Raw genomic sequence first — 14,095 nt, forward strand, 5'->3', positions numbered from 1 at the left:
TACGAATTAATTATAGACCTTCACTACAAAAACGTAGTCTTTAAGTTTTTTAAGTTGCTGTGGCCTGTTTTGCCCTGAAAGTGCATTTTTTTGTGGTAGAGTTAAAGCTATCGCCTCTGACTCCTCTGTCTGCGGTAACTCACTGATCATCTGTAGCAGATAAGCCGATTTGATGGCAAAGGCTGCACCTTCCTGCCCGGCCTGCTTACCACTGATAACACCAATCAGGTTGCCTTTGTCGTCGAGCAGCGGACCACCGCTATTGCCCGGGTTAAGCGGAATAGAGATTTGATAAGCTGTGGTGTCACCTTCAAAACCTGTCGCTGAGCTGAGGGAGCCTTCTCCAAACACAATGTCTTCACGTGGGTAACCCAACGTATACACTTTTTCGCCTAAATCAGACTCTGCTGTTTTAAAGGTATAAGGCAACTTGCCAAAGGTTGTAAAAGATGGATCAGACACCTTCAGGATGGAAAGGTCGTGAATCTGGTCGCGGTAAACCTCTATTACTTTATACTTCTGCCCCGCCTCGTTCTCGATAAGCACAGAATCAGCACCTTCTACTACGTGTGAACTGGTAACAAGATACCCCCCTGCGTTAATGGCAAAGCCTGTACCACTGAAGGCAGCCGGCCGTGGAGCAGGTTTAGTTGCATCGTTAATGCCGTTGATAATAGCTGTCTGGGTTTTCTTCAGGCGCTCTACCTCACGGCGAAGTTCCACGTAACGGGCAGTCTGCTGACGCACCGGGGCTTTAAGCTGCTGTACACTCCAGAGCGTACCGAACACAGAAAGCAGGGAAACGCTGGCAGCAACAGCAACTGTCTGCGCATGGCGGTTCCAGAACACCTTCCATCCGGCTGGTGTGGTTACTGCCTTTTCGCTCTCCATTTCTGTATGGATGCGGTTCAGTTGCTGCTTTAGTGACTGGCGCTGGCCAAAGCTGCGCATAGTCTGCAGCAGTTGCCTGTGCTCACGCACCTGCTCAGCCAGGCGCACATCCGTACGCAGCAGGATCTCAAAAGCTGCTTTTTCGTTGGCAGCCATTTCACCCTTCAGGTAGCTCTCAATTTGCTCGTATGCGCGGTACTCTAACATTTCTCTTTTTCAGCTATGGCCCAGTGCAGGCCAGGTAAAATTCAACCCTGTTAAACTTCAGGTTTATAAGTGGCAAAAAATAGTTTCTTCAGGCGTTGCAGGCATTTGTACTTCTGGTTTTTGGCTGTATCAGAGTTAGTATAGCCAAACTTCTCCGTAATAACCTGCATGTTCTGCATATGAATGTAATAGTCTTCCAGTAGGGAGCGGCAGGGTTCTCCCAACTGCGCAAGCGAATCACCCATAATGCCGAACTGCTTTTCCTGCTCTTCGTGGTGCTGGGTATCCTCCTCTACAGGCAGGTAAGATTCAGAGTCCTCCATCTTCACTGCGTAACGCCCCTTCTCAGCCAATCGCTTTAGCCAAAGCCTGCGGCACACGGAGTAGAGATAAGTTTTTATCTGGCAGTTAAGCTCCAGGGTATTCCCTTTTATCTTCTCATAGAACACAATGACGCCTTCCTGGTAAATGTCTTTTGCCTCGTCATCGGTTCCGCTGTTAGTCAGAATAAGATGAGAAATCATCGGGAAATAAAGTTTGTACAGATAGGCCAACGCTCTCTCATCATCACGCCGGATACCATCCATAATCGCCTCATCCGTCTCATACAAACTCTTCTTCATTCCAGTCAATTTTAATACGTTCAGGCCCCAAATGTAACCCTCAGAAAAAATATTTTTTATTTTTTTTAAAAAGCCGGGTTACCTCCCGCCGGTTTCGGTATGAAGTTCAAAATCGAAACCAAAAACACTTAATAACAATCCAAAATGAAAAATCTATTCAAATTCGCTTTCGTAGCTCTTGCGCTTACTGCTTTCACTGCTTGCAACGAAGAAGCCGCTACAACTGAGACTGAAGCTGTAGAAACTGAAGTTGTTACTGAAGAAGAAGTAGCTCCAGTTACAGAAGAGACTGTAGTTGAAGACACTACTGCTGCTGCAGTTGAGGAAGCTCCAGCTACTGAGGCTCCAGCTACTGAAGCTGCTGCTCAGTAATTGTAGCAAGAACTCCAGCGATTAGCATATAGTTCTAAAAACATTGAGGGCCTCGTGCATGTGCATGAGGCCCCTCTTTTTTATCCAGATACTCATCCAGTTGCTCAGTTTTTTAATTCTGTTGCTCTCAGGCCTTTGCTTGCTTTAAGGCTACAGGACCTTGCTTAAATTTTCCCACGCTACTCTCATGCATGCTGCATAAAATAAGGCAAGGATAATTTTAAAAGCAAAAAGGAGCGGCATTGAAAGCACCCTCCTTCATCTCAATATGACTTCGTTGGCCGCCAGGTGGTGAATAATTGGTGTTCGGAGGCATTTTGCCACTCCCCAGAAAAATATTTTTATTTTTTTCTGAAAAGCCGGGTTACCTCTTGCCGGTTTTGGTATGAAGTTCAAAATCGAAACCAAAAACACTTAATAACAATCCAAAATGAAAAATCTATTCAAATTCGCTTTCGTAGCTCTTGCGCTTACTGCTTTCACTGCTTGCAACGAAGAAGCTGCTACAACTGAGTCTGAGGCTGTAGAAACTGAAGTAGCTACTGAAGAAGTTGTTACTGAAGAGGTTGCTCCTGCTACTGAAGAGACTGTAGTTGAAGATACTACTGCTACTGTAGTTGAAGAGGCTCCTGCTACTGAAGAAGCTACTCACTAATAATAGCAAGAACTACAGCGATTAGCATATAGTTCTAAAACACACAGAAGGGCCCCATGCATCCGCGTGGGGCCCTTCTGTTTTTATGTAAGTCTCCAGCCACCTTATGCGCTACAGCTGCATTGAGCAGAATCACCGGAAATTTTACCTGCTTTTCCTGAAGTGTAAGAAAAAAATCAGTGGCGCTTTGCCATTTTTCGGCGCTCCATTTCTTTTTTGATAAGGTTAAACTCACGGCTGCTTTGCCCGGCAATGGCCGTGTTTTCGTTTGCCCGGCGCAGCAGGTAAGGCATTACAGCCTCCACTGGCCCATAAGGCACATACTTCGCAACATTATAGCCGGCCTTGGCCAGGTTGTAAGAGAGGTTATCGCTCATGCCATATAACTGCGAAAAGTATACACGCTCGTCATCCGGGGCAATGTCGTGTGCTGCCATCAAATCCATTAAGAGGTAAGAACTTTGCTCGTTGTGTGTGCCGGCACAAAAGTAAATTCGGTCTATACGCTCTATACAGAAGCGCAAAGCATCATCAAACAGTTTGTCGGAAGCTTCTTTGCTTGGGTTAATCGGGTCGGGGTAACCTTCCGCATTGGCACGCCTGCGCTCCTTCTCCATATAAGCACCGCGCACCAGTTTTGCACCCAGGTAGTAACCCTCCTTTACGGCAGTGGCATAATCCCGCTTTATAACATCCAGGCGATCGTGGCGGTACATCTGGTAAGTATTGTACACAATAGCCCTGTCCTTATTGTAAAGGGCCATCATCTCGTAAGTCAGGTTATCGATGGTTTCCTGTATCCAGCTTTCTTCGGCATCCACAAATACAGGTACATTAGCCTCGAAGCAGCGCTGGCAAATGGCGTTCATGCGGTCGCGGCCACGTTCGAAGGCTGCGCGCTCTTCCGCCGACAGTTCCTGCTTGGCTTGCACTTTCTCCAGCAGGTTTATATCTACCAGGCCTGTTACTTTGAAAACAGAAAAAGGAATGTGCTTGTTGCCCCGGGCTTTCTCCACCGTGCGCAGCAGTTCATCACGGGTGGCGTTAAAGCTTTTCTCATTACCTTCTCCCTCCACCGAGTAATCGAGTATAGTGCCGATGTTGTACTGGCTGAGCTCTTTTATAGCACGCTCCGACTCCTCAATGGTTTCACCACCGCAGAAGTGGTTAAAGACGGTTTGTTTTACAATAAACTTAACAGGAAGGCGAAGGTTCAAAGCCGTATTCAGCAGGTTGCCCCCTACCTGTACTAGAAAGTTGCTGTTCATCATCTTAAACAGCAGGTAAAGCCTGTATAATTCTGCGTCTGATTTAGAGGAGAACGCAACGGCTGTATCGTCAAACGACACGTAGGTACTAGGATTCATGTACATCATATTAGTGCTGCAAAGATAGCGGTTCGACAATACTAACAATCATTCCAGGCAATGGTTGAAAGGCAAAAAAGGTGCCCTGAACCAGCCTTGCGCCTACAAACGGCGGGTTAAGATATTGCGTTATGGTTATAGTGTATCAAACCATTCTGCCATTTGATTTTGAGAAGGCAGTGCGACAGGCGCAGCGCCGTATAACGCTTGTTTCTCATACATATTCTGTTCTTTCGGGCTGAAAGTTCAGCAGTAGCTACTATATTGCGGTTGCAGCTTGTGTGGCCAGGGGGAAATCAGATAAGAAGGGGAGCTGTAGTTTGAATGTTGATGACAGATAAAGCATAAAGTATACGTGACAGAGACGATACACATCGGGAATAATGTGCTGGAGGAGCTGACGACGCTACTGCAGAACAAAGCCTTTAACAATGTGGCGGTGTTGGTGGACGAGCAGACCCTTGTGCATTGCTATCCGCAGCTGAAGCCCCACCTTCCTGCGCATGAGCTTATCCAAATCCAGAGCGGGGAGGAGCACAAGACCCTGCAAACCTGCGAGACCATTTGGCAGCGCATGACTGAAATGCACTTGGACCGCTGGTCGGTGCTGGTGAATTTAGGCGGTGGCGTGATAGGGGACATGGGCGGTTTCTGTGCAGCCCTGTTCAAGCGCGGAATATACTTTGTGCAGGTGCCCACTACCTTACTGGCACAGGTCGACGCCAGTGTAGGCGGCAAAACAGGCGTCGATTTTCATGGCCTGAAGAACCACATCGGTGTGTACCGGGAGCCGCAGGCCGTTTTTATTAACCCCAACTTTCTGCAGACATTGCCGCAGCGCCAGCTGAAGTCCGGTTACGCCGAAATTATCAAGCATTGGCTGATTGCGGATGCAGCTAAGTTTGAGGAACAGCGGCAGGTAGGCCTGATGACGGATGACTGGGAGGAGCTGATCAGGCATTCGGTCGCTGTGAAATCGAAGGTAGTGGAGGCTGACCCGTTGGAAGGCGGCCTGCGAAAAATTCTGAACTTTGGCCATACGGTGGGCCATGCCGTGGAAACTTACCTGATGGGGCAGCCGGGCCGGGAAATACTGCATGGAGAAGCCATTGCCGTTGGTATGGTCTGCGAGTCCTTCCTATCGGTGAAGAAGGAATTGCTTTCAGAAGAAGACCTGGGCAAGATAGAATTGTTCATGGAGATGGTGTATGAGAAGGTTGCCCTGAAAGAAGAAGATATAGAGAAGATAGCCGTGCTGGCGCTACAGGACAAAAAAAATTCCGGCTTTGCCATTAACTGTACCTTGCTGAGGGGGATTGGCCATGCTGTATACAATAAACCCATCACGCTACACGACATCGAGGAGTCATTACGCTATTATCAATCATTATGATATCATCTAAAAACCTGACTTCTGTAAAGCTGACCCACCCAACGGGCACGCTGAACGGAAGCATAAAACTGCCTGCCTCCAAGAGCGAGGCAAACCGTGCCCTTATTATCGCAGCACTGTCAGGGCAGGAGTCTGAGTTGCACAACCTTTCAGAAGCCAATGACACCCAGCTGCTGCAGCGCCTCCTGAAAAGCGACGCTGAAACCATAGATGCAGAGGATGCAGGTACTGTGATGCGCTTCCTGACGGCTTACTACGCAGTTACAGGCCAGCAGAAGACGCTGACAGGGACAGAAAGGATGTGCCAGCGCCCCATTAAAGTGCTGGTTGAGGCGCTGAAAGAACTGGGTGCCAGTATTGAGTATCTTGGTGAGGAGGGATACCCTCCTTTGAAAATGAGCGGCTTTAACGGGAATGGCAAGCGAAACCTGAAAGTACGCAGCGATATCAGCAGCCAGTACATATCTGCCCTTTTGATGGTGGGGCCGCTGCTGCCGGAAGGGCTGGAGCTCGAGCTGGAGGGCAAAATCGGTTCGCGTCCTTACATTGAGATGACGCTATCGCTGATGGAGCATTTTGGTGTGTCTGCCACATTTGAGGGCAACACCATCACAGTGCCGCATCAGCAGTATAAAGCGGCCACATTTCATGTAGAGTCAGACTGGTCGGCGGCTAGTTACTGGTATAGCCTGGTGGCTCTGGCCAAAGAGGCCGACATAACATTGCTTGGCCTGAAAGAGAAGTCTTTCCAGGGCGACCGTGCCATTGTGGACATCATGGACCGGCTGGGCGTGTATACTTCTTTTGTGGAGGGTGGCGTACAACTGATTAAGAAAGAGCACGAACGGCAGGTATCATACGATTTCTCCGATTGCCCTGATTTAGCTCAGACTATTGTGGCACTTTGTGCGGGTTTGGGAGTAACGGTGGAAATGACAGGCCTGGAGAGCCTGCGCATTAAAGAAACAGACCGTATCCAAGCGCTGCAGATAGAGGTACTAAGCATGAACTCTTCGCTACAGGAAATAACGCCGGGTGTTTTCAGGTTAGAGCCAGGCATCATCACGAAGGAAGCGCTTAGTTTCCGTACCTACCAGGATCACCGCATGGCCATGGCCTTCGCACCGCTGGCACTTCTGGAGCCCGTGCAGATACAGGAACCAAGCGTGGTGCGCAAGTCATATCCCCGTTTCTGGGAAGACCTGGAGAAAGTGGGCTTTACAATAACGCATGAGGAATAGCAGGCGCTTATATGGCAATGCGAAGCTGATTGAGCAGCAGCTCAGCCAAATGCAGCTGATGGAAGAAGCTGAAGGAGGCTGGGCTGCTGTTTACAAGCATCAGGACTCCGGCACCTTCTGGATGAAGTGCTATGCTACTGCCGCCGCGGAGGGAGGCGGCTACCTAATCCTGGTAAAGTTGCCTTTGCCCACTACGGCTGAGTTGATCAAAATTGCGGTGCATTCGCCTTATGAAGATGAGGCTGTTGCTGCCGTTTTCCGCTTGCTGGACGAGGAGAAAATCGAGGAGAAAGACTTCAGGCTGCAGCTACTAGGAGCCATAGATCGGCTGCCCCTGCCGGACCTGGTCATTGAACAGAAGAAACGCATCGAAAGAATTATCACACTTGCTGCTTTGAATTCACCAGACAATCGGAGGGAAGTGCTGCATAAAAGTAATGCAGCGGTACAGCAGGACGCTGCCTATTTTAAGGATGTTGCTGAGAGAGCAAAGCGGGTGTTAGAGCAGTTGAAAGGATAGGCACATTTACGCTGCGCTAAACTTGCGACATTGAAATGAAAATACGTTTGTACAGCGAGTCTGGAGAATCTTGCCCACTGTGCGTCACGGGGTTGATTCCCGCGCCAGTCTAAAGCTCCAGCTTTACCTCCTCAATTAGCTGCTGCAGATAGGCGGGGGCTTGTAAGAGCCTGCTGCCGTACCAACTGAACATTTCTCCGTCTACAATCTTTATCACGGCATCCGGGCAAAGTTTCTGAAATTCTGCCACATGCTTTTCCTTGAACGGGTATGGTTCTGAAGACAGCAGGATGAGTTGGGGATTGGCTTGTTGCAGTTGTGCCGGGGTAACTTCCGGGTAGCGCGTCAGGTCAGCAAAAGCGTTTTGAAAACCACAGCGCTGCAGCATGTGGTCAATAATGTTGTTAGTACCCACTGCCATATAAGGCTTGCGCCAGATGAAATAGGCCGTACTGACAGGCGATTCTGCCGGCTGAAGGCTTTCAAAGCCTGTGCTTATCCCTTGTGTCAGTTCCTGTGCTTTTGTTTCTGCTCCTGTTAGCTGACCTACCTGCTGTATCATCCGGAGAGCGTCCTCCAGGGTATATATGTCGCTCATCCAGACCGGGTACTTCTGCTGCAATTGTTCTATGCCCTCCCTGTAATTTTCCTCTTTGTTGCCAATCACCAGGTCCGGCTGTAACTTATCAATGGTTTCAAACCGGAAGTCCTTAGTGCCGCCAATAACTGTTTTTTGCTTTACCTGTGGCTTTGGATGAACACAGAACTTGGTAACACCCACAATGCGGTTATGCAGGCCTAAATCAAATAAGAGCTCGGTCTGGGAAGGAACCAGTGAAACAATACGCTTCGGAAAGTCCGGCAGCGTAACTTCGTGGTTCATCTGGTCTTTAAAAATCACTTATCTAATATAGAATTGCGAATTAATAATGACAATGGCATTTTTAATAATGCTTAGATTTCCTGGAAGTACAGGCGCTTGTATTCTTTGGTACCCCAGAAAGGCACAAAGGCTTTCAAAGTTTCCTTTACCGTCATGCCCACAGAGTTTCGACGTATGTTGATAACGATGCCCAGGTGTATGACCAGCGATACCAGTATAAAGGCTGTGACACGCGGATCGTCTTTCGGCCTGCTCAGGTATATGGCGAGCACGATCCACGGCAGAATCATCAAGGTCCAGAACATGTATCGGTGCATATAGTTTATCTCTATTTTTTAATACAGGCCATTTGTCTAAACATAAAAACCTCCGGGCTTTTGAAGCGCCGGAGGTTCCCGTTGTAATTCTCTGTCTTAACTGAGGTAGCGGAAATCCTGCTTGTCCTGGATTTTAAGCACCGTCTCGTATATCATTTTAATCACGTTGTCCACATCATCTTTGTGCACCGTTTCTACTGTAGTGTGCATGTACTTCAGCGGAAGCGAGATAAGTGCCGAGGCCACACCTGCATTAGAGTAGGCAAAGGCGTCGGTGTCTGTACCAGTGGCACGTGAAACAGCCGAACGCTGGAATGGAATGCCTTTTTCTTTGGCTGTGTCGATGATCAGGTCACGTACGTTGTTTTGTACAGCTGGTCCGTAGGCAATCACAGGGCCTTTGCCACAGTGAATGTCGCCGCTGGTTTTCTTCTCGTACATCGGCGACTGCGTGTCGTGGGTTACGTCGGTAATGATGGCTACATCCGGTTTAATGCGGTGCGCAATCATTTCGGCACCCCGTAATCCGATCTCCTCCTGCACCGCATTCACGATGTAGAGCCCGAACGGTAACTGGTTGTTGTTCTCCTTCAGCAGACGGGCTACCTCAGCAATCATAAAGCCACCGATGCGGTTATCCAGGGCACGGCCCACGTAGTAACGGTCGTTCATTACCATGAACTCATCCTCGAAAGTGGCTACGCAGCCTACATGGATGCCCATTTCTTCTACTTCCTCCCGGTTTTTGGCGCCGCAATCCAGGAACACATTTTCAATAGTGGGCGCTTTGTCGTTCTCTACCTTGCGCACATGGATGGCAGGCCAACCGAAAACTGCCTTTACAACCCCTTTGGAGGTATAGATATTCACGCGCTTTGAGGGCGCAATCAGGGCATCAGAGCCCCCGTTACGCTTCAGGTAGATATAGCCTTCCGGCGTGATGTAGTTTACAAACCAGGAAATTTCATCGGCATGCGCCTCAATAACCACTTTGTATTCCGCCTCTGGGTTGATAACGCCCACTACAGTGCCGTAGGTGTCAGTAAAGTAACTGTCGATGTAGGGTTTTACATACTCCAGCCACAGTTTCTGCCCCTCCACTTCAAAGCCGGTAGGAGAGGAGTTGTTCAGGTATTTTTCTAAAAAGTCGAATGATTCTTGTCGCATAGGTGTCGGTTAGCAGTTTAGGTTGTCAGTAAACAGAAAATGAACATATATGTACGTACATTTTCTGGATTTTTATTCAAAATCCGGAATTTTAAAGCGGAATGTTGCCGTGCTTCTTCCTTGGCAGCGTTACCGCTTTATTTTCCAGCATTTTGAACGCTTTGATTAATTTGGTGCGTGTATCGGCAGGCATTATCACCTCGTCTATAAACCCACGGTGAGCGGCACGGTAAGGCGTGGCAAACTTGTTTTTATATTCCTCTACTTTTTCAGCCAGCTTTGCCTCCGGGTCCTCAGCTGCGGCAATCTCACGCTTAAATATGATTTCGGCGGCTCCCTGCGCACCCATTACGGCAATTTCGGCAGTAGGCCATGCAAAGTTCATGTCGGCACCAATGTGCTTGGAATTCATGACGTCATAAGCTCCGCCGTAGGCTTTACGCGTGATAACGGTAATACGCGGTACAGTCGCCTCGCAGAAGGCATACAGCAGCTTGGCTCCGTTGGTGATAATGCCGCGCCACTCCTGGTCGGTGCCCGGCAGAAAGCCTGGTACGTCTTCCAGCACCAGCAGGGGCACATTAAAGCTGTCGCAGAAACGCACGAAACGGGCAGCCTTGGTGCTGGCGTTTATGTCCAGTACACCAGCCAGCACGGCAGGCTGGTTGCCTACAATACCGATGCTGCGGCCGGCTAAGCGTGCAAAACCAACAACTATATTCTCTCCGAAGTTTTTGTGCACCTCAAAGAAAGAGTCGGTGTCAATGATGCCTTCAATAGCCTCGCGGATATCGTAGGGCTGGTTCGGGTTCTCCGGGACAATGGTATTGAGTACTTCACGTGTCTCGTCTCCCGGAGACTCGTAAGGCAGCGACGGAGGCAGGTCTTCGCAATTTTGCGGAATATAACTCAGTAGTTTCTTTATATACAAAATACATTCTGCCTCGTTGGCACAGGCAAAATGGGTAACACCACTTTTTGTACTGTGGGTGCTGGCACCACCAAGTTCCTCAGAGGTTACTTCTTCATGCGTTACCGTTTTTACCACATTTGGGCCGGTCACGAACATATAAGAAGTGTCCTGCACCATCATAATAAAATCGGTGATGGCCGGAGAATAAACCGCACCACCCGCACAAGGCCCCATAATAGCGGATATCTGCGGAATAACGCCGGAAGCCAGTGTATTGCGGTAGAAGATGTCGGCATAACCACCGAGCGACACCACGCCTTCCTGTATACGGGCTCCGCCGGAGTCGTTCAGGCCTATGACAGGGGCGCCGTTCTTCATGGCAAGCTCCATGATTTTGACAATTTTCTCGGCGTGCGTCTCAGACAGGGAACCCCCTAATACTGTGAAATCCTGGGAGAAAACATACACCTGGCGTCCGTTAATGGTGCCATAACCTGTTACCACACCATCGCCCAGGTAGTATTGCTTGTCCAGGCCGAAATCTTTGGAGCGGTGCATCACAAACTTACCAATCTCCTCAAAAGAGTTCTCGTCCAGGAGTAGGTGGATGCGTTCGCGTGCTGTCAGTTTTCCTTTTTTGTGCTGTGCCTCTATTCGTTCTTGTCCGCCGCCAAGTAGTGCCTCCGCATTTTTGCGTTCCAGCGTTTCTATCTGGCTTTGTCTGATTTCTCCTGCCATGTATAAGTGTTATAACTCGGATATATTACTAAATCTTTATCATTCAAATTTAAAAACTCTGCCGCTAAATCCTGTACAGTTGTATCATTTTTTCAATATAGATTTTTTTGAATATACTGCAATGTGTAAAGCGTAAAAAAATAAGGGCTGCCTATGCAGGCAGCCCTTATTGCTTATTTAAAGATGTTTTACTCTTTATCTTTTGACTTGTCTGAGTCAGAAGACTTGGTTGGCTCTGTTTCTTCTTCGTCCGAAGTGTCTTTGGCTTTTTTGCCACTGCTCTTTTTCGAAACAAATGTAAGCTTCTCTTCGCCTTCCTTGTAGTCTACCAGGATAACGTCACCCTGGTTTACTTCAGCCTTCAGAATCTCCTCTGCAATCGGATCTTCGATGTACTTCTGGATAGCACGGTTCAATGGGCGGGCTCCATACTTTGGATCATATCCTTTATCAGCCACAAAGTCTTTTGCCTCTTTGGTAAGCTCGATGGTATAACCCAGGGTCTCCACACGCTTGAACAGCTTGCTAAGCGACAGCTCGATGATTTTGTGCATGTCCTCACGGTTAAGTGAGTTGAACACGATCACATCATCCAAACGGTTCAGGAACTCCGGAGAGAACGTCTTCTTCAGCGCACTGGCAATGGTGCCTTTCATGATATCGTCCACGTTCTCCTGCTTGCTCTTAGACATGAAACCGATACCGGCTCCAAAGTCCTGAAGGTCACGGGCACCAATATTCGACGTCATGATGATAATCGTGTTACGGAAGTCAACCTTACGGCCCAATCCGTCTGTCAGAATACCATCATCCAGCACCTGCAGCAACAGGTTGTACACATCCGGGTGCGCTTTCTCGATCTCATCCAGCAATACCACAGAATATGGCTTGCGGCGGATTTTCTCGGTCAGCTGGCCACCTTCTTCGTAACCCACATATCCCGGAGGCGCTCCTACCAGGCGAGATACACTGAATTTCTCCATGTACTCACTCATGTCGATGCGCACCAGTGAATCTTCCTTGTCGAACAGGTAAGTAGCCAGTACTTTGGCAAGCTCTGTTTTACCAACACCTGTCGGACCTAAGAACACAAAGGAACCGATTGGCTTCTTCGGGTCTTTCAGACCCACACGCGTACGCTGTATGGCTTTCACTAACTGACCGATTGCTTTGTCCTGGCCAATCACTTTGCCTTTCAGCTCTTCGCCCATGTTCAGAAGCTTGATACCTTCTTTCTGTGCGATACGCTTCACAGGAATACCTGTCATCATGGCAATAACTTCTGCCACATTTTCCTCTTTTACTGTGTAGCGCTTCTTCTTGGTCTCTTCTTCCCAGCTTTTCTTTGCAGATTCTAACTGGTCGATGAGTTTCTTTTCCTTGTCACGCAGCTGGGCAGCCTCTTCGTACTTCTGGCTCTTTACCACGCGGTTTTTCTCTACCTTGATGTTCTCGATCTGCTCTTCAAGCTTCAGGATATCATCCGGCACGATGATGTTGTTGATGTGCACGCGCGCACCAGCCTCATCCATGATGTCGATAGCCTTGTCCGGAAGGAAGCGGTCGCTCATATAGCGGTCGCTCAGCTTCACGCAGGCCTCGATAGCCTTGTCAGTGTAGTTTACATGGTGGTGATCCTGGTATTTGTCTTTAATGTTGTTCAGGATCTCTACAGTTTCCTCTGGCGTGGTAGGGTCTACCATTACAATCTGGAAACGACGGGCCAATGCGCCATCTTTCTCGATGTACTGGCGGTACTCATCCAAAGTAGTTGCGCCGATGCACTGAATCTCGCCACGTGCAAGCGCAGGCTTGAACATGTTAGAAGCATCCAGCGAACCAGAGGCGCCACCGGCACCCACAATCGTATGCAGCTCATCGATGAACAGGATCACGTCCGGAGACTTCTCCAGTTCGTTCATCACCGCCTTCATACGCTCTTCAAACTGGCCACGGTATTTAGTACCGGCTACCAGCGAGGCAAGGTCCAAAGTAACCACGCGCTTGTTGAACAGCACGCGGCTTACCTTTTTCTGGATAATGCGCAGGGCAAGGCCTTCCGCAATAGCGGTTTTACCTACACCAGGCTCACCAATCAGGATCGGGTTGTTTTTCTTGCGGCGGCTCAATACCTGTGCCACGCGCTCAATTTCTTTTTCACGACCAACTATCGGGTCCAGTTTGTCTTCTTCTGCCAGCTTGGTAAGGTCGCGGCCAAAGTTGTCGAGCACCGGGGTGCGCGACTTTTCGCCTGCTTTCTTGCTTGTGCTGCCTGAGCGTGAAGACGAGCTGCCAAATAACTTGTCTGAATCATCAGAATCGTCAGTGTCTGACGACGCAAGTGGATTATTGCTATGATAATCCAGGGAATCTCTTATTGCTTCGTAGTTCACGTTGAATTTCGCTAAAATTTGAGAAGATATATTGTCTTCATCCCGCAGGATGGATAATAAGAGGTGCTCTGTGCCAATAATATCACTCTTGAAGATCTTTGCCTCCAGGTATGTTATTTTAAGCACCTTCTCTGTCTGCTTTGTGAGCGGGATACTGCCGGTAATATTGCTGCTTTGGGTTGCTGTATTTCGTGTAGCCTGTTCTAAAGCGTACTTTAATTCATCTATCGAAACGCCAAGCTTCTTAAGCAGGGCAATGGCAGTGCCTTCTCCTTCCCGAATCATGCCCAATACCAGGTGTTCAGTCCCGATATAGTCATGACCGAGCCGAATCGCTTCCTCACGGCTGAGCGAGATAACCTCTTTTACTCGGTTTGAGAATTTTGCTTCCATGTATACTATACTCCGTGTATTC

At 48.7% G+C, this 14,095-nt stretch carries 13 protein-coding genes; 5 read left to right on the forward strand and 8 right to left on the reverse strand.

Features of this window, described 5'->3' with window-relative positions:
• Window positions 1-6: 6 nt before the first annotated feature.
• Together ACYVB1_RS06065 and ACYVB1_RS06070 are read right to left on the reverse strand one after the other, a co-directional pair.
• Window positions 7-1,098 (reverse strand): trypsin-like peptidase domain-containing protein, encoded by a 1,092-nt coding sequence (locus ACYVB1_RS06065; protein ID WP_460921734.1) that lies wholly within the window; start codon window positions 1,096-1,098, stop codon window positions 7-9.
• Window positions 1,099-1,148: 50 nt separating this feature from the next.
• Window positions 1,149-1,721: an RNA polymerase sigma factor gene (locus ACYVB1_RS06070; protein ID WP_460921736.1), complete on the reverse strand. Its 573-nt coding sequence runs from the start codon at window positions 1,719-1,721 to the stop codon at window positions 1,149-1,151.
• 144 nt (window positions 1,722-1,865) lie between these two features.
• Here ACYVB1_RS06070 and ACYVB1_RS06075 point away from each other — a divergent pair, with 144 nt between their 5' ends.
• Window positions 1,866-2,093: a hypothetical protein gene (locus ACYVB1_RS06075; protein ID WP_460921738.1), complete on the forward strand. Its 228-nt coding sequence runs from the start codon at window positions 1,866-1,868 to the stop codon at window positions 2,091-2,093.
• A 430-nt stretch (window positions 2,094-2,523) separates the two neighbouring features.
• The gene (locus ACYVB1_RS06080; protein ID WP_460921740.1) at window positions 2,524-2,748 is read left to right on the forward strand and encodes a hypothetical protein; all 225 of its coding nucleotides are present in this window, start codon (window positions 2,524-2,526) and stop codon (window positions 2,746-2,748) included.
• A gap of 176 nt (window positions 2,749-2,924) precedes the next feature.
• Here the strand turns inward: ACYVB1_RS06080 and ACYVB1_RS06085 are convergent, their stop codons facing one another.
• On the reverse strand, window positions 2,925-4,115 hold the full coding sequence (locus tag ACYVB1_RS06085; RefSeq protein ID WP_460921789.1) for a proline dehydrogenase family protein: 1,191 nt from the start codon (window positions 4,113-4,115) through the stop codon (window positions 2,925-2,927).
• A 355-nt stretch (window positions 4,116-4,470) separates the two neighbouring features.
• On the opposite strand from ACYVB1_RS06085, the gene aroB reads away from it, so the two are divergent.
• From aroB to ACYVB1_RS06100, 3 genes are read left to right on the forward strand one after another with little or no spacing between them, the layout of a single operon-like run.
• Window positions 4,471-5,508, forward strand: a complete 1,038-nt coding sequence (gene aroB / locus ACYVB1_RS06090; protein WP_460921742.1) for a 3-dehydroquinate synthase — start codon at window positions 4,471-4,473, stop codon at window positions 5,506-5,508.
• Window positions 5,505-6,749, forward strand: coding sequence for a 3-phosphoshikimate 1-carboxyvinyltransferase (locus ACYVB1_RS06095; protein WP_460921744.1), 1,245 nt, complete (start codon window positions 5,505-5,507; stop codon window positions 6,747-6,749). The genes aroB and ACYVB1_RS06095 overlap by 4 nt, the downstream gene beginning before the upstream one ends.
• Entirely contained in the window at window positions 6,739-7,269 is a 531-nt protein-coding gene (locus ACYVB1_RS06100) for a hypothetical protein (protein ID WP_460921746.1), read from the forward strand. The genes ACYVB1_RS06095 and ACYVB1_RS06100 overlap by 11 nt, the downstream gene beginning before the upstream one ends.
• Window positions 7,270-7,378: 109 nt before the next feature.
• Here ACYVB1_RS06100 and ACYVB1_RS06105 read toward each other — a convergent pair whose 3' ends face one another.
• The 5 genes from ACYVB1_RS06105 to ACYVB1_RS06125 all read right to left on the reverse strand — a co-directional run bounded on the left by ACYVB1_RS06105 (window position 7,379) and on the right by ACYVB1_RS06125 (window position 14,073).
• Window positions 7,379-8,152, reverse strand: coding sequence for an ABC transporter substrate-binding protein (locus tag ACYVB1_RS06105; protein ID WP_460921748.1), 774 nt, complete (start codon window positions 8,150-8,152; stop codon window positions 7,379-7,381).
• Between the two features lie 71 nt (window positions 8,153-8,223).
• Window positions 8,224-8,469: a hypothetical protein gene (locus ACYVB1_RS06110; RefSeq protein WP_460921750.1), complete on the reverse strand. Its 246-nt coding sequence runs from the start codon at window positions 8,467-8,469 to the stop codon at window positions 8,224-8,226.
• Window positions 8,470-8,565: 96 nt separating this feature from the next.
• Complete coding sequence (locus ACYVB1_RS06115; RefSeq protein WP_460921752.1) at window positions 8,566-9,636, reverse strand: M42 family metallopeptidase; 1,071 nt, start codon at window positions 9,634-9,636, stop codon at window positions 8,566-8,568.
• 91 nt (window positions 9,637-9,727) lie between these two features.
• On the reverse strand, window positions 9,728-11,287 hold the full coding sequence (locus ACYVB1_RS06120; protein WP_460921754.1) for an acyl-CoA carboxylase subunit beta: 1,560 nt from the start codon (window positions 11,285-11,287) through the stop codon (window positions 9,728-9,730).
• Window positions 11,288-11,475: 188 nt separating this feature from the next.
• Window positions 11,476-14,073: an ATP-dependent Clp protease ATP-binding subunit gene (locus ACYVB1_RS06125; RefSeq protein WP_460921756.1), complete on the reverse strand. Its 2,598-nt coding sequence runs from the start codon at window positions 14,071-14,073 to the stop codon at window positions 11,476-11,478.
• Window positions 14,074-14,095: the final 22 nt, after the last annotated feature.

Source organism: Pontibacter brevis (assembly GCF_054779655.1).